This window comes from Microbacterium binotii (assembly GCF_021398715.1).
Lineage (GTDB): Bacteria > Actinomycetota > Actinomycetes > Actinomycetales > Microbacteriaceae > Microbacterium > Microbacterium binotii_A.
Genome location: NZ_CP090347.1, coordinates 2,057,068 through 2,077,668, shown reverse-complemented (window position 1 = coordinate 2,077,668; position 20,601 = coordinate 2,057,068). Strand labels below are relative to the sequence as shown.

At 69.9% G+C, this 20,601-nt stretch carries 14 protein-coding genes, 1 pseudogene and 1 riboswitch; of the genes and pseudogenes, 12 read left to right on the top strand and 3 right to left on the bottom strand.

Features of this window, described 5'->3' with window-relative positions; genetic code table 11:
• Positions 1–321 precede the first annotated feature (321 nt).
• Both LXM64_RS10405 and LXM64_RS10400 read right to left on the bottom strand, forming a co-directional pair.
• Entirely contained in the window at positions 322–3,222 is a 2,901-nt protein-coding gene (locus LXM64_RS10405; protein WP_234073153.1) for a TIM-barrel domain-containing protein, read from the bottom strand.
• Between the two features lie 23 nt (positions 3,223–3,245).
• Positions 3,246–6,608, bottom strand: coding sequence for a TIM-barrel domain-containing protein (locus LXM64_RS10400; protein WP_234073152.1), 3,363 nt, complete (start codon positions 6,606–6,608; stop codon positions 3,246–3,248).
• Between the two features lie 182 nt (positions 6,609–6,790).
• Between LXM64_RS10400 and LXM64_RS10395 the strand changes: the two genes are divergently transcribed.
• The 6 genes from LXM64_RS10395 to LXM64_RS10370 all read left to right on the top strand — a co-directional run bounded on the left by LXM64_RS10395 (position 6,791) and on the right by LXM64_RS10370 (position 14,491).
• The gene (locus LXM64_RS10395; protein WP_234073151.1) at positions 6,791–8,020 is read left to right on the top strand and encodes an ROK family transcriptional regulator; all 1,230 of its coding nucleotides are present in this window, start codon (positions 6,791–6,793) and stop codon (positions 8,018–8,020) included.
• Entirely contained in the window at positions 8,017–8,964 is a 948-nt protein-coding gene (locus tag LXM64_RS10390; protein ID WP_234073150.1) for a carbohydrate ABC transporter permease, read from the top strand. The genes LXM64_RS10395 and LXM64_RS10390 overlap by 4 nt, the downstream gene beginning before the upstream one ends.
• Positions 8,957–9,772: a carbohydrate ABC transporter permease gene (locus LXM64_RS10385; RefSeq protein ID WP_234073149.1), complete on the top strand. Its 816-nt coding sequence runs from the start codon at positions 8,957–8,959 to the stop codon at positions 9,770–9,772. The genes LXM64_RS10390 and LXM64_RS10385 overlap by 8 nt, the downstream gene beginning before the upstream one ends.
• A 43-nt stretch (positions 9,773–9,815) precedes the next feature.
• On the top strand, positions 9,816–11,060 hold the full coding sequence (locus LXM64_RS10380) for an ABC transporter substrate-binding protein (RefSeq protein WP_234073148.1): 1,245 nt from the start codon (positions 9,816–9,818) through the stop codon (positions 11,058–11,060).
• Positions 11,061–11,126: 66 nt separating this feature from the next.
• The gene (locus LXM64_RS10375; RefSeq protein WP_234073147.1) at positions 11,127–12,251 is read left to right on the top strand and encodes a glycoside hydrolase family 15 protein; all 1,125 of its coding nucleotides are present in this window, start codon (positions 11,127–11,129) and stop codon (positions 12,249–12,251) included.
• A complete protein-coding gene (locus LXM64_RS10370) occupies positions 12,248–14,491 on the top strand; it encodes a TIM-barrel domain-containing protein (protein WP_234073146.1) in 2,244 nt (747 codons plus the stop codon). The genes LXM64_RS10375 and LXM64_RS10370 overlap by 4 nt, the downstream gene beginning before the upstream one ends.
• A gap of 114 nt (positions 14,492–14,605) precedes the next feature.
• Here LXM64_RS10370 and LXM64_RS10365 read toward each other — a convergent pair whose 3' ends face one another.
• Complete coding sequence (locus tag LXM64_RS10365) at positions 14,606–15,589, bottom strand: zinc-binding metallopeptidase family protein (protein ID WP_234073145.1); 984 nt, start codon at positions 15,587–15,589, stop codon at positions 14,606–14,608.
• 276 nt (positions 15,590–15,865) lie between these two features.
• Here LXM64_RS10365 and erm point away from each other — a divergent pair, with 276 nt between their 5' ends.
• The 6 genes and pseudogenes from erm to thiD all read left to right on the top strand — a co-directional run bounded on the left by erm (position 15,866) and on the right by thiD (position 20,601).
• Positions 15,866–16,633, top strand: a complete 768-nt coding sequence (erm, locus tag LXM64_RS10360) for a 23S ribosomal RNA methyltransferase Erm (protein WP_234073144.1) — start codon at positions 15,866–15,868, stop codon at positions 16,631–16,633.
• 11 nt (positions 16,634–16,644) lie between these two features.
• Positions 16,645–16,944, top strand: a pseudogene (locus tag LXM64_RS16155) (NAD(P)-binding domain-containing protein); the annotation flags it as partial.
• 70 nt (positions 16,945–17,014) lie between these two features.
• Entirely contained in the window at positions 17,015–17,578 is a 564-nt protein-coding gene (locus tag LXM64_RS16060; protein ID WP_267955144.1) for an NAD(P)-dependent oxidoreductase, read from the top strand.
• An 11-nt stretch (positions 17,579–17,589) separates the two neighbouring features.
• A riboswitch (TPP riboswitch) is annotated at positions 17,590–17,681 on the top strand.
• On the top strand, positions 17,673–18,482 hold the full coding sequence (gene thiM, locus LXM64_RS10345; RefSeq protein ID WP_234073143.1) for a hydroxyethylthiazole kinase: 810 nt from the start codon (positions 17,673–17,675) through the stop codon (positions 18,480–18,482). (Overlaps the previous riboswitch by 9 nt.)
• Entirely contained in the window at positions 18,479–19,126 is a 648-nt protein-coding gene (thiE, locus tag LXM64_RS10340) for a thiamine phosphate synthase (RefSeq protein ID WP_326490525.1), read from the top strand. Before thiM ends, thiE begins: the two co-directional genes overlap by 4 nt.
• Positions 19,123–20,601, top strand: a complete 1,479-nt coding sequence (thiD, locus tag LXM64_RS10335; protein WP_234073142.1) for a bifunctional hydroxymethylpyrimidine kinase/phosphomethylpyrimidine kinase — start codon at positions 19,123–19,125, stop codon at positions 20,599–20,601. The genes thiE and thiD overlap by 4 nt, the downstream gene beginning before the upstream one ends.

The following is a 20,601-nucleotide window of genomic DNA, read 5'->3' as shown; positions in this document are numbered from 1 at the left end:
AAGTCATGAGGCGAAATGACGCAATGGGCGGCGCAGCGGACCGCGGAAAATCAACGATTCGGACTGAACCGTCTACCTGGGGGTCAAGGGGTCGCAGGTTCAAATCCTGTCATCCCGACCGGAGACGAGAGAAGGGTCCGCCATAGGCGGGCCCTTTTCTCATCTGACGCGAGCGGATTATTCAGGCGGGGTCCCCGCGGGCCGAGGCTCCGCGTCCCGCGCAGCGGGGCGTGGAGTGCCCGTGGGGCGCATCCCGACCGGAGCCCCCAACGTCCCCCAACCGCGAGGCCGCCGCCCCCGGCAGCCTCACGGGCGAGGGCGTCAGAACGCGCCGGTCGTGATACCCGCCGAGCCGTACGGTGGCGTGTTCAGGATGTTGTTGCCGCCGGGCTCCCAGGCATCCGCGGTGTTCGGATTGCCGGCTTCCTGACGCTTGATGCACTTCCACTCGATCGCGCTCGACGGCGGGAGGTCGCCGATCACGCCTGTCCAGGTGGGGTACGCGCTCGGGGTGAGCTTGATCGCGCTCGCGGGCGACCAGTTGCCCAGCTGCGGGATGTTGCCGACCACGTAGACCGACTGGCCGAAGGTCGTCGTCGCGAACTCGCACGCGAACGTCGCCCACACGGCTTCCTCGCCCAGCGTGAACGCGAACGTCTTGTCCGACGCGACCGAGCTGCTCGCCGCCTTCGCGATCACCGTGCTGCCGCCCGCGTTGTACCAGCCGCTGCTGGCGGCGTCGAACGCGGCTTTGTTCGCGTACTCGGTGAGCGTGCTGCCGCCCAGCGTGACGGATGCGGCCTGCGTGCCGTCCGTGACGAGCTTGACGACCGTCGGACGTGACGACGGCGCGCCCGCGTAGGTTCCCGATGCGGCACCCACCGTGACGGTCGCGACGCCTCCGGACATCGACTGGCTGATCGGTGTCGTACGCACGGCGCCGCTCTCGTACGCGGTGCTCGCGCCGTCGTCCTCGTACAGTGTGAACGTCGACGCGGTGTCGCTCGCGTACACCGTGGTGATCTGCTCGTCGTGGACGACGGCGTCGGCGCGCAGACCGGTGATGTCCTTCGTCTCCGCGTCGACGAACGCCTGCGGGATGATGGCGCCCGCACGGGCGTAGGCGGGCAGCGTGAAGACCCCGTTGCGCCAGAGGGGCACGTCGGCGATCCATTGGCCGGTGCTGACGATCCGCTCGTTCGTATGGATGTCGATCCATTCGCCCGCGGGAAGGTACACGTCGCGCTCGCGCTCACCGGAGCCCGCCACGATCGCGACCATCAGATCGCGGCCGAGCATCTTCTGGTGGCCCATCTCGCGGACGTTGTCGTCGTTCTGGTAGTAGTACACGAGCGGCGGCGCGACGGGTTCTCCGTAGAGGTTCGCGCGGTGCGCGAGTGAGTACGTGTACGGGGCGTTCTCGTAGCGGCGCACGACGTTGGCCCGGTTGCTGGCGACGTCGCCGATCGCGTCGGGGGTCGTCTCCAGGCAGTTGCAGAGGTTCTCGGTGTGCGGGCGCAACGGCGTGTCGAACCAGGCGCTGTCGGCGAACCACTGCGTGTACAGCTCGTCGGCGTCCGCGTCGAGCATCTCGCGGCGGAAGCCGCCCACATCCGACCCGTAGTAATCGATGCCCGACATCGACATGTGCATCTGCGTGTTCTGCTGCGAGGCGAGCGCCTTCATCGTCGAGCCGATGTCGGCCGACCACATCGCCGCACCGAAGCGCTGGATGCCGCCGGCCGCCGCGCGCGAGAGCAGGAACGGACGGGCCGTCTCATCGTTGCGCTCGTACCCGCCGGCGATGCTCTGCGCCCAGAGCAGGTTGTAGGCGTTGTGGTAGTCGGCGTGCGCGTGCTTGCCGGGGAGGACGCCTGCGGTCCAGTCGTTCGCGTCGTACATCTCGGGTTCGCCGAGGTCGAGCCAGTGGCCCATGACGCCTTCGTCGACGAGGTGCTGGCGCTGCTCGTCGTGCCACGCGGCGCCGGCCGCGGGCTGCGTCCAGTCGATCATGCCGCCCTTGCCCCACCACGGGTTGCCGGTGAGGTAGGCCGGGGCGCACGTGGAGCATCCGGCCCGGACGAGGTAGCCGTCCGCCGCCATGTCGGCGTGCTCGGGGAGGTTCTTACCCACGTAGGACTCCTCGATCGGGATGATCCCGACGCCGTCGGCCTTGAGCGAGGCGATCTTGGCCGCGGGGTTCGGGAACTTCGTCGTGTCCCAATCCAGTGTGCCCATGCGGGTGTCGTCGGAGTCGGCCGTCACCCCGCCGAACCACTGCACGTCGAGCATCGCCCCGTCGACGGGGAAGTCCGCGGCCCGGAGCCCCGCGAGAGTGCTGTCCAACTCGGACCAGTCGTCGTACCCGAACTCCGACACCCACAGACCGAACGCCTTCTTGGGCGGCACGGGCGGGGTGCCGGTCAGCTCCATGTAGTCCTGGCGCAGGTCGGGCAGGTCCGGCCCTGACATGAGGTACCAGCGCACCTGGTCGCCCCACGTGCGCATGGTCCACGGGTCGCCCGTCAGGTTCCATTCCTGTTTGTAGAGCTGGTCGACGAACAGTCCGTAGTTGGCGTTGTCGTCGCCCACCGCGAACAGCACCGGGATCTGCGTGTTGCCGACGGGCCCGTTCTCGGCGTCGTAGACCATCGCGTTGCCGTACGTGCCGCCGGGGGAGCGGACGCGCCCCACCCAGTCGCCGTCGGCGCTCGCGCCGGTGAAGAACTGCTGGCCGAGGCCGTACGCGTTCTCCATCGACGACTTGGTGATGTTCAGGCCCTTCCAGGCCTGGGTGAGATCGACCGGACACGTCGTCTGCAGCACCAGGTCGGGCGTGCGCGTGATATCCGTCGACGTGACGCAGAGCGTCGAGGTGTCGACCTCGAGCCGCAGTCCCGCCGTCTCGATCGTCCCGCCACTGCGGGTGTAGGTATTCGGCCCCGCGTAGTCGGTCTTCGCGACCTGTGGCGTGGTGAACAGCGGATTCGTCGTGCCGGGCGCGGTGCCGGCGCCGGCGAGCTCGAAGTGCACCAGGTCGTCGTCCAGCACCTCGACGACGAGGTAGCTCGAGCCGGAGGTGAACTGGGCGCGTTGCACGCCCAGAGGCGCGGCGGCGGCGGGCTCGGCGTGCGCCCATCCGCCGATGGCGGTGAGCGATGCCGCGGCGACTGCCGCGATCGCGACGCTCGCGACGCGTCGTCGCAGGGTCAGGGTGTTCATGGATGTCCTCCGTGGGATCCGGCTCAGCGCGCGAGCACGAGGTTGTCGAGGTTGATGCCGCCCGCACTGCCGCTCGCATACTCGATGCGCACGGTGTGCCGGCCGGGAGTCAGGGTCGCGCCGATCGACGCGGTGCCCCAGGTGTCCCACGATCCGGTCGAAGGCAGGGTGAGCGTGCCGACGGAGGTACCGTCGACGCGGATGCTGCGCACGGCCGACGCCGTCGCGCCGTTGCCGTAGCGGAAGCGCAGCTGGTGCGTCCCGTTCGCCTCGGCCCACACGTCGAACTCCACGGCGTCGCCGCTCTCTGCGAATCCGTCCACGAAGCCGACGCCGGTGTAGCCCGGGTGATCGGTGTTGGTGCTGACGGCGGTGTGCGCCGCGAACTCGGCCTCGTAAGCTGCCTTGTCGACGCTGCTCAGGACGATCGCGCGGGTCGAGGTGCTCGCGCCGACCTTGACGTAGGTCAGCTGCTGCACCGAATCCCAGAACCACCCGGTGCTCGCCGACGCGAGGGCCGAGACCGAGGCGACCTCGGAGAGCGCGGAGCCGGCAACGCTGACGCCGGACGGCTTCGTCCCCGACACCTGATAGGTCGCCGCGGTGGTCAGCGGCGGCGCCGAGACCGACACGGTGCGTGCCGTGCGGTCGGCGGTGACCGAGATCGCGCGGTGGGCGTTCGCCGAGTCCTCGAAGTAGTCGTACGTGCTCGATGGGGCCGGGTAGATGCGGAACGTGAGGTTGTCGTAGGTGTCGACGTCGTTGCCGATGGTTCCGCCCAGCTGGTACGCGTCGTTGAGGTTGAGCGGCACGACCGCCCCCGCCTTGGCGTACACCGGGATGCTGTCGGTGCCGGCGTAGTACTGCTTCACGCCGTCGCCGATCGCGCGTCCGCCGTTCCAGAAGTCGTACCACTCGCCCGCGGGCAGGTAGACATCCTTCACGGTCTGGCCCTGCGTCGTGATGGGGGCCACGAGCAGCTGCGAACCGAAGAGGTACTGCTGGTCGTAGGCGGCGGCCGCGGCGTCACCGGGGAACGCGAGGCTCATCGCCCGCATCATCGGTACCCCGGTCGTGGCGCTGTCATCCGCCTCCGTGTAGAGGTACGGCACGAGGTTCATCCGCACGTTCGCGAACTTCGCGAACGTGGACACGACGCTCGTGTCGCCGGTGCGTGCCTGCACGTTCCACGGCGTGCGCGCCTCGGACGGGCTCGGGTCGGCCTTCTCGGAGTGATACTGCATGATCGGCGAGAACGCCGCCTGCGAGGTCGAACGAAGGTACAGCTCGGAACTCGGGAAGGAACCGGTGAAGCCAGCCAGATCCCACGCCCAGAACGGCACGCCCGACTGTCCGGCGCTCTGGCCCGCGCGGACCGCCTCCTGGAAGGCGCCGAACGTCGAGGCCTGGTCACCGGCCCAGAAGATGGACTGGCTCTGGCCGCCGGAGGTGCCCGCGCGGCTGAAGATCGTGCCGTCGCCGTTGGTCTTCGTCTGGACGTAGTCGTTGTAGGCGCGCGTGTACTCGTTGGGGTACGCGTTGTGCATCTCGTCGCCGCGTCGTCCATCGGCCACCTGTAGGTCGCGTCCGAACAGCGCCTCGCTGCCGTCGGTCTTGAAACCGTCGACGCCGAGATCGTCGAGCAGGTACTGGCGTTTGCTCATCCACCAGCTCGTCGCCGCGGTGCTCGTGAAGTCCGGCACGGTGCTGTCCCCGAACCACTGACCGGTCGGGATGCGGTAGGGCTGGCCCGCTCCGTCCTTCACGAGGAAGTCCTGCGCCTCGGCGTACGCCTTGTCGTTGAGATGCTGCTGCGGGGCGGTCGACGGGTTCGAGGAGAAGTTCTCCTTGAGCACCGGGATCTGCCACAGGATCACCTTGACGTTCTGGTCGTGGGCATCCTGGATCATCTGCTTCGGATCGGTCCACGCGCCTCCGGCAGGGAAGGTCAGGTCGGCATAGTCGAGAGAGCCGCTCCCCGCGCTCGGCGTGTACTGCGCGTCCTTCCACAGGTAGAAGGTCGCCTCGTCGCTCCACTGCTCGAGGACGAGCACGCTGTGCGGGATGCGGGAGGTGTCGACCTGGTCGAGCCACGCGTCGACCTCGGCCTGCGTGTTCCATTCGTTGGCCGACGCCCAGAGGCCGAACGCCCACTTGGGGGGCAGCAGCGGGCGGCCGGTCACGGCGGTGTAGTCGTCGAGGATCGCGGTCTGATCGCCCGCGAAGAACTGGTACGTGAGCGTGGAGTCCAACGCGCCGCCCGTGTCGACGGTGAATCCGGCCATGTCGGAACGGTGGGTGGCCAGGTTGAAGATCGCGTAGCGGGTGCTCGGGATGTGCACGCCGTAGCCGGCGGATTTCGCGAAGAAGGGCACCGAGTAGTACGTGCGCCGGGTCGCACCCTGGTCCTGGTACTGGTTGTACACGTAGTTGTGCACGTCGGTGCCGCGGTGATCGAGCCGGTCGTAACGCTCTCCGAAGCCCTCGAACCGCTCGCCGGCGGGCGTCAGGTAATGGTCTTCGATCTTCGTCACGGTCGAACTGCCGTCACTGGCCCAGCCGATGTTGCGGAACTGCGCCGGATCGTACTGGCGGGTGATGAGCGTCGTGCCGTCGCCCTTGTAGACCGAGAGTCGGTAGGGGCTCTTGTCGATCTTGAGCACCAGTTCGCTCGTCGCGATCGTCACCTGCGAGGCGCCGTCGGTGACTGTGTATCCGGTAGGTCCGCTGAGACTCAGTCCCGAGCCGGTCGGGGCGATCTGCACGTCGTAGCCGTCGGGACGGGGGAAGGCGAAGCGTACCTTGGGGGTGAAGTCGCCCGCACTGTCGCCCGTGACGATGTCCACCGACGTGCCGTTGTCGATCACGTCGGTCACGTCGGTCACGGTGCTCCATGAGGTGGTGGCGAACGTGAAGGGTCCGACGTCGCGCTGTCCGCCGCCGTTCACATCGGCGTGGACGGTGTACTGCACGTCGTCGCCGCGCGAGAAGGATCCGAGGTCGACCTTCCAGTAGGTGTTGTTGCCGGAGTTGTAGTCGTAGCTCGCGCCGCGCGGGGTCTGCGCGACGCCGTTGACGCTCCACGTGACCCAGACCGACTGGCCCGAGGCGATCGGCCAGGTCGTCGCCCGGACGGTGACGCTCTCACCCGCCATCGGATCGCGTGGGGAGCGCTCGGTCGGCTGCGAGGCGTACAGCTCGTCGTCGCCGTACGGGTCATGCCACACCCCGTTGAGCGTGTTGGCGTGTGCCGGAGCGGCCGTCAGCAGGGCGATGACCAAGGCAGCCACGAGTCCGGTGGCGAGCACGATCGCGCGCCGCGGCGCCGCGTGCAGCGCGGTGCGGAGAGTCGCGTGCAGCCGCATCGTGCGGGCAGCGTCAGACATGGGAACCCCTTTGTTCAGGTCTGTATTTAGTGGAGAATATGGACCACCTATGCCGCCGGCGTCAAGAGCGCGTCCACATCGACATGGCGGAAAGGAACTGCCAAGGAGGTCGATGTGCGTCGAGTTGACGTCCGGCACGAATCGGATCTAGAGTTCGTTCAGACCTGAACAAAGGGGTTCTCTTGCCGTCATCCTCTGCCCGCGCCGACGTCACTCGCTCGGCAGTGCTCGCCTTCATCGGCGGCAGCGGTCCCACCTCCCGCGCCGACCTCGCGCGCGAACTCGGCGTCTCGCCCGCGCTCATCACGCAGCACACACGTCAGCTGATCGCCGACGGACTGCTCGTCGAGCTCGACCACAGTCCGTCCAGCGGAGGTCGCCCCGCCCGCCTGCTCGGCCTGGTGACCGACGCGGGACGCGCGATCGGCGTCAAGGTCGTCGCGGACCACATCACGGTCGTCGAGGTCGGGATCGACGGAACCGTCGTGCGCTCGGCCACCGAGCCGTTCGACGCGGCCGCCGGGACGGCGATCACACGGCTGGGTGAGAAGCTCCGCGCCTTCATCGGCGGCGGAGACGGCGCGCCGTTGCTCGGTATCGGCGTCGGCGTGCCCGGCAACGTCGACGAGCAGGCCGTGGGGACGGTCGACTCCACACAGCTCGGGTGGCAGCGCGTCCCGCTCGGCGAGGCGCTGCGCCGCGAGCTCGATCTGCCGGTCCTGGTGGAGAACAACGTCAATGCGCTCGCGATCGCCGAGGCGCTGCACGGCCAGGCGCGCGGGCACGAGAACGTGCTCGTCCTCACGATCGGCACCGGTGTCGGCGCGGGACTCGTCACCGACGGTCGGGTGCTGCGCGGGCGCAGCGGGGGAGCGGGCGAGATCGGCCACGTCCCGGTCGAGGAAGACGGCCCCCTCTGCCAGTGCGGTGGACACGGATGTCTGGAAGCCCTTGTGGGCCAGGCGGCGCTCGTGCGTCGCGCGCGCGACGAGGCGCTGATCGGTCCGGATGCCGGCATCGCCGCGCTGCGCTCCCTCGCGGATGCGGGCGATCCCGGGGCTCAAAAGCTCTTCTCGCACGCCGGCCACCTGCTCGGACGCGTGCTGGCCGGCGTCGTGAACGTCGTCGACCCCGAGATCGTGATCCTCCTCGGCGAAGGCGTGGAGTCGTGGCGGCACTGGTCGTTCGGATTCGAGCCGGCGTTCCGCGCGGGTCTGATCCCGCGCAACCGTGCGGTGCCGGTGGCCGTCGAGACCTGGCAGGACGACCGCTGGGCCCAGGGCGCGGCGTCACTCGTGCTGTCCACGCCGTTCGATGACCAGGGTCGCTCCGGTGAGCAGGGCCGGCTCGTTCGAGAGCGTCTCGCGGTCGCCCGGGCGACCGAGACGGGCGAAAGCGGTCAGCCGACATGACCCTGACCTTCCGGCCCGTCCCCGCCACGGAGGGGCGAGAGGCGATCGAGGCTCCGCCCGTGCGCCGCCGCCGAGGGCGCGTGCGCTACGCGCTCGTCGTCCTCGCGTTCCTGTTGCCCAGCGCCGTTCCGCTCGTGATGTTCACGATCTATCCGATGTTCGGGGCGTTGTGGACGAGCCTGCACGAGTGGAACCTGCTCGCCCCGATGAAGTGGGTCGGGTTCGACAACTACGTGCACCTCGCCCAGGATCCGGCCACGCAGCGCGCGTTCTTCAACACGCTCTACTACCTCGTCGGCTACCTGCCGCTGGTCTACATCGGCGGACTGGCGCTCGCCCTCGCGCTCAACGTGCGCCTGCGCGGTCGAAACATCCTGCGCGGCGTGTACTTCCTGCCGGTCGTGACGAGCTGGATCGTCGTCGCGCTCGTCTGGCGCTGGCTGCTCAACCCCTCGGTCGGCATCGTCAACGCCGCGCTCGCGGTGTTCGGGATCGACGGCCCCGGGTGGTGGACGGATCCGGCGTGGTCGATGCCCTCGATCATCCTCGCGTCGGCGTGGAAGGACCTGGGCTTCGTGATGATCATCCTGCTCGCCGGTCTCCAGGCCATCCCGACCGAGATGTACGAGGCGGCCAAGGTGGACGGCGCGGGCCCGTGGCGGCGCCTGTTCAACGTGACGCTGCCGCTCCTGTCGCCCTCGACGTTCTTCGTCGTCGTGATCTCGCTCATCAACGGGTTCCAGGTGTTCGACCAGGTGTACGCGATGACCGGCGGCGGTCCGGCGGGATCCAGCACCGTCGTCGTGCAGCAGATCTACGACCTGACCTTCCGGTACGGGGCCGCGGGCGAAGCATCCGCGCTGTCGTGGATGCTGTTCATCCTCGTGCTCGGCGTCACCGTCGTGCAGATCGTCGGGCAGAAGAGGTGGGTGACCTATGCGTGAGAGAACCAAACGCGGTCTGCTCACGGCGGTGCTGATCCTCGGCGCGCTCGTGATGTTCTTCCCGTTCCTGTGGACGCTGTCCACATCGTTCTCGCCGGGAGCGGGACTGGATGCGACGCCGAAGCTCATTCCGGACGAGCCGTCGTTCTCGGCGTACCAGACGCTGTTCGCCGAGCTGCCGTTCGCCCGGATCATCGCGAACTCGATCGGACTCGCCGTCGTCACGGCCGTGCTGCAGCTGGTGACGAGCGCGCTCGCCGCCTACGCGTTCAGCCGTCTGCCCTTCCGAGGACGCGGCGTCGTGTTCGCGCTGTACCTGGCGACCATGATGATCCCGATCCAAGTGCTGATCGTGCCGCTGTTCGTGCAGATGCGGGACCTCGGGCTCGTCGACACCTACCTCGGCGTGCTGCTGCCCGGCGTGGCGAGCGCGTTCGGCGTCTTCCTCCTGCGTCAGGCGATGAACGGCGTGCCGCGCGAGCTCGACGAGGCGGCGACGCTGGACGGTGCGGGGCACTTCCGGATCTTCGGCACCGTTGTCCTCCCGCTGGTGGGCCCCACCCTCGCCACGCTCGCGGTGTTCTCCTTCATGAACAGCTGGAACAGCTTCCTGTGGCCGCTCATCATCCTGCGCTCGGCCGAGCTGAAGACCCTGCCGCTCTCGCTCGCCGGGCTGCAGGGCCAGTACACCACCCAGTGGGACGTGATGATGGCCGGTTCCGTCGTCAGCATCCTCCCCATGCTCGCCATCTATCTGTTCGCTCAGCGCTACGTCATCCAGGGCGTCGCGTCCAGCGGCATCAAGTGACCCGCACCACTCCCACCCGCATCCATATCGAAGGAGATATCGCATGAACCGCACAGCACCCCTCGCCGGGATCGGCGTCCTCGCCGTCGCCGGCCTCGCCCTGGCCGGATGCTCCGGCTCGACGACGCCGTCGGACGGCGGAGCCGTGACCATCACGTACACCAACTTCATCTCGGCCGGTGGCAACGAAGACAACCTGCAGAAGATCGTCGACGCGTTCGAGGCGGAGAACACCGGTATCACGGTCGAGGTCACGACGCTGCCCTATGCCGACTACTTCACGGCGCTGCAGACCGATCTCGCGGGCGGGACGTCGTCGGACGTGTTCGACATCGAGTTCGCGAACTACGCCGCCTACCAGCAGAGCGGGGTCCTCGCGCCGCTCGAGGGCGTCGACACGAGCGCCTACCAGACCTCGCTCGCCGACGCGTACGCCACCGACGGCACGCAGTACGCGCTGCCCAGCTCGTTCTCCAACGTCGTGCTGTTCTACAACACCGACCTCTTCGATGCGGCCGGCCTGGAATACCCGACGTCGGACTGGACGTGGGCGGATGAGAAGGCCGCGGCGGAGAAGCTCACCGACACCGCCGCCGGGGTGTGGGGCGACTACCAGCCCATCTCGTACCACGAGTTCTACAAGGCGGTCGCTCAGGCGGGCGGGGAGTTCCTGACCGCCGACGGCAAGCTCGGATTCAACAGCCCCGAGGGGATCGCGGCAGCCGAGTGGCTCGTCGGCAAGAGCGGCACGACGATGCCGACCGCCGAGCAGGGCGCAGGCACCCCCGACTTCGACAGCGGCCTGTTCGCCGGCGGCAAGCTCGCGATGTGGCACAGCGGCATCTGGATGTTCGGCACACTCGCCGACGCCTCGATCGGCTGGGACATCGCCGTCGAGCCCGGCGACACGCAGCACGCGAGCGCGCTGTTCTCCAACGCCGTCGCCGTCTCGGCCGGCACGAAGAACAAGGAAGCGGCGACGAAGTTCGCCGAGTTCCTGACGAGTTCGAAGACCACGGTCGACACGCGCCTGGAGGCCGGATGGGAGCTCCCGCCGATCGCCGACGAGACGGCCCTGTCGGCCTACCTCGACATCACGCCGCCGACCAACCGACAGGCCGTGTTCGACTCGCTCGAAGAGGTCGCCCTCGCGCCCTCGATCGGCGACGGCCAGGCGGAGATGCAGGACATCGTCACCGAGGAGCTGACCGAGGCGGCCGCAGGCCGCAAGACGGTCGAGCAGGCGCTCTCCGACGCCGAGAGCCGCATCACGCCGCTGCTCGGCTGACCCCCGCCCTCTGACCGGGGGTGCAACCAGCGCCCCCGGTCACCGCGACTTCCAGGGAACGGACCCATGACCACGACACCCCGCGTCGACCTCGGCGCGCTCCTCGACCGCTCTCGCGCCGTCATCACCTCGCTTCAGGAGCCCAACGGCGCGTACCCCGCCTCACCGTCGTTCTCGGCGTACCGCGGGTACTGCTGGTTCCGCGACGGATCGTTCATCGCCGACGGTGCGTCGGCGGCGGGCGAGGTGGCCTCCGCATCCGCGTTCCACGACTGGTGCGCGATGGTCGTGAACCTGCACGCCGACCGCATCCGCGACATCGTCGAGGCGGCCGACGCCGGTACGCCGCTTCCGGACGAGCTCATGCTGCCCGCGCGCTTCACGTTCGACGGCGGGCTCGGCGCGGACGACTGGTGGGACTTCCAGCTCGACGGCTACGGAACGTGGCTGTGGGCCGCCGCAGCGCACGCCGAGCGTCACGCGATCGACCCTGCGCGGTGGGCCGACGCCGCCGCGCTCACGGTCGAGTACCTTCTCAGCTCCTGGGCGCGCCCGTGCTACGACTGGTGGGAGGAGCACGACGAGGCTGTGCACGGCTCGACCCTCGGATGCATCGCGGCCGGTCTGCGCGCCGCCGCCGACGCGGGCCTGGTCACCGGCGAGCGCGCCGAGCGCGCCCGCGCGGGAGCCGAAGACGTGACCGCGCGCCTCGAGCGCGACGCCGTGGTCGACGGGCACCTCGTCAAGTGGATCGGTTCGGATGCTGTGGACGGGAGTCTCAGCTCGCTCATCGCCCCGCTCGGGGTCGTCGATCCGTCCTCGTCGCTCGCGGCGGCCACACTGCGCGCGGTGTCGGATCAGCTCGAGGTCGACGGCGGCGTGTACCGCTTCCGGGCCGACACCTTCTTCGGCGGCGGCCGCTGGCCGCTGCTGTCGTGCTTCCTCGGCCTCGCGTATGCGGCCGTCGGCGATCGCGCGGAGGCGCGGCGCCTGCTGGAGTGGGCGGCATCCACTGCCGACGACGCCGGGATGCTGCCCGAGCAGGTCGACGGGCACCTCCTCGCGCCCCGATTCCGCCAGGAGTGGATCGACCGGTGGGGGCCGGTCGCGACGCCGCTGCTGTGGAGCCATGCCATGGTGCTGCGCCTCGCCGCAGAGCTCGGGCTCGACCGCGCGGAGCTCGCGGCATGATCCGCCACCGCCCGTCCGGCTCGGGGCATCCGTACTCCGACGACACAGAGCAGCGCAGTCCGGTCCAGCCGGTCGCGGGGGAGACCCTCCGGCTCGGTGTCCGCACGTCCGGCGACATCGAGGAGGTGATCCTCGAGCTGCACGTCGACGGTGAGTACACCCGCTCGATGCCGCTCACGCGCGTCGCGCGCTCGTCCCGCGGTCAGGCCGTCGACGGCGGGCATCTCGCGTCGGCGCAGGCGCGGACGGCTCGCGCGGCCGGGGGGTGGCAGGTCGAGCTCGCTGCCCCGGCTGCGCGCACCGCGCTGCGCTACCGATTCACCGCCACCGGGACGGACGGCCGCATCCAGCGCACGCGGTGGTTCGAGACCCGCGTCGCCGGATGGCGCCCCGCCCCCGCGGGCACGCTCGCCATCGAGGGGTCCGCGGTCGAGGTGCACGAGGGAATCGAGGTCCTCGATGACGGCGTGCGCGTCCACCGGGTGCGCTTCGTGCTCCCGCTCGAACCCGGCGAGCACGTCACCGGGTTCGGTGAGCGCTATGACGCGCTCGATCATCGCGGCACGCGCCTGGACTCGGTCGTGTTCGAGCAGTACAAGAGCCAGGGCGCCCACCGGCGCACGTACCTGCCGATGCCCTTCGCGCATGTCGTGGGCGGGCAGGGCTGGGGGTTCCACGTGCGTACGTCGCGTCGGGTGTGGTTCGACATCGGCGAGGTGTCACCGGAGCGTCTGTTGGTCGAGGCCGAGGTGGATGCCGCCTCCAGCGACCGCGAGGTGCTCTCGCTCGCGCTGTATGCGGGCACGCCCACCGAGGTGCTCGACGCGTTCCTCGGCGAGACCGGGCGTCCCCGCGCCCTGCCCGACTGGGTCTTCGGGCTCTGGGCTAGCGGCAACGAGTGGAACACGCAGTCCGAGGTCGAGCGGCAGATGGCTCTTCACCGCGAGCACGGTGTCCCGGTGCGCAACGTGGTGATCGAGGCGTGGAGCGACGAGAAGAGCTTCACGATCTTCCGCGACGCCGAGTACCGGGTGCGTGAGGACGGCGGCCCCATGCGGCTGGCCGACTTCACGTTCCCGGACGAGGGGGCATGGCCCGACCCCAAGGGCATGGTCGACGCGCTGCATGCGCACGACGTGCGCGTGCACCTGTGGCAGATCCCGCTGCTCAAGCTCCGCCCGCATCCGACCGGGCAGGCCGCCGCCGACGCGCGCGCCGCGCTCGCGCAGGACGTGCTGATCCGCGAGACCGCGCCGGATGGGACGTTGCGTCCGTATCGCAATCGTGGGTGGTGGTTCCCGCTCTCCCTCATGCCCGACCTCACCGACGAGCGTGCCGCGGACTGGTGGACCGAGAAGCGTCGGTACCTGGTCGAAGAGGTGGGGATCGACGGCTTCAAGACCGACGGCGGCGAGCACGCGTGGGGTGAGGACCTCGTATACCTCGACGGTTCGTCGGGCGACGCATCGAACAACCGCTTCCCCGTGGCGTACGCCGCGGCTTACGGCCGGCTCCTGGAATCGGCGGGCAAGGCGCCCGTGACGTTCAGCCGCGCCGGCTTCACCGGCTCTCCGGCACACGGCGCATTCTGGGCGGGCGACGAGAACTCCACGTGGGAGGCGTTCCGCTGGTCGATGCTGGCGGGGTTGTCGGCCGCGTCGTGCGGGATCGTCTACTGGGGGTGGGACATCGCCGGGTTCTCCGGGCCGATTCCCGATGCCGAGCTCTACGTGCGGGCGATGGCGGCGAGTGTGTTCGTGCCGATCATGCAGTACCACTCGGAGTTCAACCACCACAAACTGCCCTCCAACGACCGCACGCCGTGGAACATCGCCGAGCGCACGGGCGACGCCGACATGATCGCCGAGGTACGCGGGCTCGTCGAGCTGCGCGAACGCCTGATCCCGTACCTGACCGCATCCGCCGTATCCACCGTCGACACGTCGGTGCCGCTCATGCGACCGCTGTACTTCGACCACCCCGCCGATCCGCGGGTGTGGGATTATCCGCTGCAATGGATGCTCGGGCCCGACCTCCTCGTCGCCCCGGTGCTGGAGCCCGGCGCGACCGTGTGGGACGTCTACCTTCCCGCGGGCGAGTGGATCGAGGCCCGCACGGGCGCGTCGTTCACGGGGGAGCGAGTGATCACGGCGGACGTGTCGTCGCGCACCTCCGTCCCGCTCTTCGTCCGTGCCGCCGCGTGGCCCGCGCTGTCCGAGGTTCTCACGGGCCGGGGCTGACTCGAGGGGGACGGGCGTCGGCGAGCTCGGCGGACTCAGGTTTTCGGGTTCACCCCTAGCGAGGACCGGTGAGGGCGCGGCGCAGGCTGATGGACGCAGCACCGCCTCTCGTCGTCACCGCCGCAGCGACGCGACGAAGTCGAGCTTGTCCAGCACCGGGTCCGGCAGGACGAAGGGGTAGAAGTCGCTCTTGCCCATCGAGCGGTTGATCATGTTGAGCGCGGTGGCCAGGGGCATCCAGATCTCGGTCGCGACGTCGCGGAACGTGGCGAACGCGTCGAGTCCCACGAACACGGCGAGACCGTACTGGTCGGCGGTCTCGAGCGCGTCCGTGATGTGCAGGAAGTGGGCCCACGTCTCGGCGAAGTCCTCGTAGGGGTGCATGGTCGCGTAGGTCGAGATGTAGCGCGCCTGCCAGTCGCCTGGCGGCCCCTCGGAGTAGTGGCGGTCGATCTCGGCCTGGTAGTCGGTCCGCTCGTCCCCGAACAGCGTGCGCGCCTCGCCGATGCGGTCCGTGTCCTCCACGAGCACCCACTCGACGTAGTGCCCGACCTCGTGACGGAAGTGGCCGAGCATCGTGCGGTAGGGCTCACCCAGCTGCTTCTGCACCTTCACCCGGTACGCGTCGTCGCTCTCGGCCAGATCGATCGTGATGACGCCCGCATCATGGCCGATGACGACGTTCTCCTGCACGCTCGAGAGCAGATCGAAGCACAGTCCCTTCTCGGGGTCCTCGGCCTTCCCTACGACGGCGAAGCCGAGCCGGTCGAGCTCGAAGAGCAGCCATCTCTTGGCGCGTTCGGCGACGGGATACTGCGAAAGCCCCTCGAGGTCGGCGTCGTTGGGACGCACGCGGGTGAGGTCGCACGCAGAGCACTGGCCGCCCTCGACTGCGGCCAGCCACGTGCAGCCGGACAGGCCGAGGTTTCGGCACACGTGCCACACGACCCCTGACGGATCCACGTACCGGCCCGTGTCGTCGACCGGGACGATCTCGCCCTCCGTGCGGGAGAAGCCGAGCGGGGTGCCGCACGACGTGCAGACGGAGTTCTCGAAGTACAGGGCGTTCCCGCACACGCGGCATCGGAAGGCTTTCACCCGGCAAGCGTGACAGAGCGGATCGATCGCCGGTGCGGGCTTGCGGTCCCCAACGGATGCGGTCCGTCTGCTGCCCGGTACACTCGTGCCCATGGGAACGTTGAACGCAGCGCCGATGACGGCGTTCGTCTTCTCGATCCGCGACCGCCGCGCCTGACGGCGCGTCGCTGATCTTCGCGTGATCGCGCCGTCTTCCGGGATATCCTCGCACCCCGGCAGCGCGTCCTTCTTCGTACCCGCTCACCGGGGTGCTCCGAATCTTCCTTTGGAGCGCTCATGCGTACCCGTTCCGTTCACGGTGGCCGCCACGAACTCGGCCAGAACTTCCTCGTCCACACGTCCACCATCGACCGCATCGTCACGCTCGTCGCAGCATCCGAGGGCGCGATCCTCGAGATCGGGGCGGGCGGTGGCGCGCTGACCGCGGGTCTTGCCCGTCTCGGCCGGCCGCTCACCGCGATCGACATCGACGAGCGCCGCGTCGCGACATTGCGGCGATCTCATCCCACGGTGCGCGTCGAGCACGCCGACGCCCTGCGCCATCCGCTCGACGCGCCCGTCGTCGTGGGAAACGTACCGTTCCACCTCACCACGCCGATCATGCGCAGACTGCTGCAGCGGCCTTCGTGGACGCACGCCGTCCTGCTGACCCAGTGGGAGGTCGCCCGCAAACGCGCCGGCGTCGGCGGCGGCACCCTCCTCACCGCGCAGTCGGCGCCGTGGTTCGCGTTCACCCTGCACGGGCGGGTGCCGGCGCGGGCGTTTCGACCCGTGCCGTCGGTGGACGGCGGCATCCTGTCGATCACCCGCCGCCCGGCGCCGCTCGTGCCGGATGCGGACCGGCGCGCGTATGAGCGGTTCGTGGGCGATGTCTTCACCGCGCGAGGGCATGGCATGCCGGCGATCCTCGCGTCGGTCGCTCGCATGTCCACTCCCGCCGCGCGACGTCGACTGGATGCGGTGGGCATCGTCCACGGTGCGCTGCCCCGCGACCTGGGTGCCGAGCAGTGGGTGCGCCTGTGGCGGGCGTGCGCCGACGCGTGAGGGCGCCCCCCATGGAGCAAGACCCCGCCGTCCGCGGGCAGGATGAGTACACGGGAGGGACAGGAATGAGCGCACGCACGGTCGGGTTCATCGGACTCGGGATCATGGGAGTGCCGATGGCGACGAATCTCGTCGACGCCGGGTTCGACGTCGTCGTCTGGGCACGTTCGGCGACGCCGCGGCACGAGCTCGTCGCGCGTGGCGCGCGGGCTGCTGAGAGCGTCGCGGGAGTCTTCGCGGCGGCCGAGACCGTCATCCTGATGCTGCGCGACGAACCGGCGGTCGACGCCGTGCTCGGCCGAGACACGGATGACTTCGCCCCGCTGGTGATGGACCGCACCATCGTGCAGATGGGGACGTTCACGACCGCCTTCTCTCGCGCTGGCCGACGACGTCGCCGCGGCGGGCGGCCGGTACGTCGAGGCGCCCGTCTCGGGATCGCGGGGTCCCGCGATCGAGGGAACGCTCGTGGGAATGCTGGCGGGGGAGCCCGACGCGCTCGCCCACGTCGAGCCCGTGGTCGGTGCGATGTGCGCCCAGACCTTTCGGTGCGGCGACATCCCCAGGGCGCTGACCATGAAGCTCGCGGTGAACACGTATCTCATCACGATGGTGACGGGCCTGGCTGAGACGATCCACTTCGCCGAGCGCGCGGGCGCCGATACCGGCGTGCTCCGCGAGGTGCTCGCCGCAGGCCCCATGGCGTCGGCGGTGTCGCGCGGGAAGGCGCAGAAACTCGCCGACGGAGACCTGTCCGCGCAGGCGGCGATCGTCGATGTGCTCAAGAACGCCAGGCTCGCCGAAGACGCCGCCCGTGCGGTGGGCTCCGCGCATCCGCTGATCACGGCGAGCCGGCGACTGTACGAGGAGGCCGTCGACGCGGGGTGGGGGGAGCTCGACATGATCGGTGTCATCGAGGCGCTCGCCGCCCGGGCCGTCGGCTAACCTGAATCCACACATACGACACGGGGTGCCCTACGGGGCTGAGATCACACCCGTCGAACCTGATCTCGTCAGTACGAGCGGAGGGATGTCGCACATGACGCGCGCGCCAGAGAACCTGATCGAATCCACCATCCGGACCTGGGAGGCCGTGCGGGAGCACGGCCCGCTCGTGCAGTGCCTGACCAACGCGGTGGTCACGGGCTTCACCGCCAACGTCCTCCTCGCCCTCGGGGCGGCTCCGGCGATGGTCGACATCCCGGAGGAGGCGGGGCCTTTCGCGCGCATCGCCTCGGGCGTCCTGGTCAATCTCGGCACACCCGGCGCCGAGCAGCGGGAGGCGATGCGAGAGGCCGTGGCGGCCGCGCAGGACGCGGGTACTCCCTGGGTGCTCGACCCCGTGGCGATCGGTGTGCTGCCGGTGCGCACCGCGCTGGCCGCCGAGCTCGTCGCGGCGGCGCCGAGCGTCGTACGCGGCAACGCGTCCGAGATCATCGCTCTCGACGGCTCGGGCGTCGGAGGCCGCGGAGTCGACGCGACGGACGGCGTGGAGGATGCGGTCGCCGCCGCCCGGCGCATCGCGCAGACGACCGGTGCGATCGTCGCCGTCTCCGGCGCGGTGGACGTGGTCACGGACGGCGCCCGCGAGGTGCGGCTCGGCAACGGCGACGCGTTGCTGACACGCGTGACCGGTGGCGGATGCGCTCTCGGCGCCGTCATGGCGGCGTTCGCGGGAGTCGAGGACGATCGCTTCGCGGCGGTGACAGCCGCGGTCACCGTCTACAACGTGGCCGCCGAGCTCGCCGCGGGGCGTGCCACCGGCCCGGGCAGCTTCGCCGTCGCGTTCCTCGACGCGCTCGCCGGCCTCGACGCCGACACGCTTCGCATCCGCGCGGTGATCTCGTGATCGCGGACCTCTCGCTCTACCTCGTGACGGATGCGGGCATCGCCGCGGCGGCGGGCCACGACATCGTCGACGTGGTGCGCCAGGCGGCGGCGAACGGCGTCACGGCGGTGCAGCTGCGCGAGAAGGACGCCTCCGCACGTCGCTTCCTCGACACAGTCACGAGGGTGTCGGCCGTGCTGCCCGACGGCGTCGCGCTGCTCGTCAACGACCGCGTCGACGTCTTCCTCGCCGCTCGCCAGGCGGGCGCGCGCGTGTCGGGAGTGCACGTGGGGCAGAGCGATCTGCCGCCGGAGGCGGTGCGCGCACTGGTGGGCGATGACGCGATCGTCGGCCTCAGCGCCGCCACACCGGAGCAGCTGGCCGCCGCATCCGACAGTGGTGTCGTGGACTACGTCGGCATCGGCGCGCTTCACGCGACCGCCACGAAGCGCGATGCGCCACCACCGTTGGGCCACGAGTCGTTTGCGCGACTGGTCGCGGCGAGCGCGCTGCCCGCCGTGGCGATCGGCGGTGTCACCGCCGCCGACCTGGGCCCGCTGCGGCGAGCGGGTGCGGCGGGCGCGGCCGTGGTCTCGGCGATCTGCGGTGCGAGCGACCCCGCAGGTGCCGCCCGTATGCTGCGCGCGGCATGGGACGCGGCATGAGTGCCGCGCGCGCCGTCCCGCGGGTGCTGAGCATCGCCGGAACCGACCCGACGGGAGGCGCGGGTATCCAGGCGGATCTCAAGAGCATCGCCGCGAACGGCGGTTACGGCATGGCCGTCGTCACCGCCCTCGTCGCGCAGAACACGCACGGCGTGCGTTCGGTGCACGTGCCGCCCGTCGCGTTCCTCGCCGAGCAGCTCGACGCCGTCTCCGACGATGTGCGGATCGATGCGGTGAAGATCGGCATGCTCGCCACCGTCGAGGTGATCGAGACGGTCGCGGCCTGGCTCGGCCGCACCCGCCCGCCGGTCGTCGTGCTGGACCCGGTGATGGTCGCGACGAGCGGCGATCGTCTGCTGGACGCGGATGCCGAGGACGCCCTCCGGCGGCTGCTGCCGCACGTCGACCTCGTGACCCCGAACATCCCCGAGCTCGCGATCCTCGCGGGCGCACCCGAGGCCTCGGCGTGGACCGACGTGCTCGCGCAGGCGAGTGCCGTGGCTCGTGCGCACGGCGTGCGCGTGCTCGCCAAGGGCGGTCACCTGTCGGGGGAGCGGCTGCCGGATGCGCTCGTGGAGATGATCGACGGTCGCGTCGCCGTCACCGAGTTCGCCGGTACCCGCATCCGCACCCGGAACACGCACGGCACGGGCTGCTCGCTCTCATCGGCGGTGGCGACCCGCGCGGCGGCCACCGGCGAGTGGGCGCAGGCGACGGCGGAGTCGAAGAAGTGGCTCGCCGAGAGCATCCGTCACGGCGCGGAGCTCGAGGTCGGCTCGGGCAACGGTCCGATCAGCCACTTCGCCGGGCTCTGGGAACGCGGTGGTCTCGACACCCGGCCGACCGCGCACGAGGTCGAGACCGGGTGGTGGGAGGACATCGCCGGCATCCGTGCGGAGATCGACGACCTGCCGTTCGTGCGGGGGCTGGGCGACGGCACGCTCGAGAGGAGCGCATTCCTCGGCTATCTCGCCCAGGATGCGCTGTACCTCGGCGAGTACGCCCGCGTCCTCGCCGACGCCGCTCGCCTCGCGCCGGACTCCGCGGAGCGTGCGTTCTGGGCCGGAAGTGCCCAGAACGCGATCCTCGGCGAGCTGCAATTGCACGAGCGCTGGCTCGCGGGCGAGTCCGCGCTCGGTTCGCACCCCGATGCGGTCACGACGGCCTACCTCGATCACCTGCTGGCGGCCTCGGCCCGAGGCGACTACCGCGTGCTCATCGCGGCGCTGCTGCCCTGTTACTGGATCTATCAGGACGTGGGGGAGCGACTGCAGGCGCGCTCGCATCAAGGGCACGCATATCGCTCCTGGCTGGAGACCTATGCCGACCCGGTCTTCGCGCAGTCCACCCGCCGCGCGATCGACATCGTCGCCCGGTCGGCGGCGACGGCGGATGCGGCGACCCGAGCCGCGATGCACGACGCGTTCCTGGTGTCCTCCCGTCACGAGCGTGCGTTCTTCGCCGCTTCGCGGTGA

Bases quoted from the DNA above. Each gene is read 5' to 3' on its own strand.
- LXM64_RS10405 (WP_234073153.1), bottom strand. From the start codon at position 3,222: ATGAACACCCTGACCCTGCGACGACGCGTCGCGAGCGTCGCGATCGCG.
- LXM64_RS10400 (WP_234073152.1), bottom strand. From the start codon at position 6,608: ATGTCTGACGCTGCCCGCACGATGCGGCTGCACGCGACTCTCCGCACC.
- LXM64_RS10390 (WP_234073150.1), top strand. From the start codon at position 8,017: ATGACCCTGACCTTCCGGCCCGTCCCCGCCACGGAGGGGCGAGAGGCG.
- LXM64_RS10385 (WP_234073149.1), top strand. From the start codon at position 8,957: ATGCGTGAGAGAACCAAACGCGGTCTGCTCACGGCGGTGCTGATCCTC.
- LXM64_RS10380 (WP_234073148.1), top strand. From the start codon at position 9,816: ATGAACCGCACAGCACCCCTCGCCGGGATCGGCGTCCTCGCCGTCGCC.
- LXM64_RS10375 (WP_234073147.1), top strand. From the start codon at position 11,127: ATGACCACGACACCCCGCGTCGACCTCGGCGCGCTCCTCGACCGCTCT.
- LXM64_RS10370 (WP_234073146.1), top strand. From the start codon at position 12,248: ATGATCCGCCACCGCCCGTCCGGCTCGGGGCATCCGTACTCCGACGAC.
- erm (WP_234073144.1), top strand. From the start codon at position 15,866: ATGCGTACCCGTTCCGTTCACGGTGGCCGCCACGAACTCGGCCAGAAC.
- thiM (WP_234073143.1), top strand. From the start codon at position 17,673: ATGACGCGCGCGCCAGAGAACCTGATCGAATCCACCATCCGGACCTGG.
- thiD (WP_234073142.1), top strand. From the start codon at position 19,123: ATGAGTGCCGCGCGCGCCGTCCCGCGGGTGCTGAGCATCGCCGGAACC.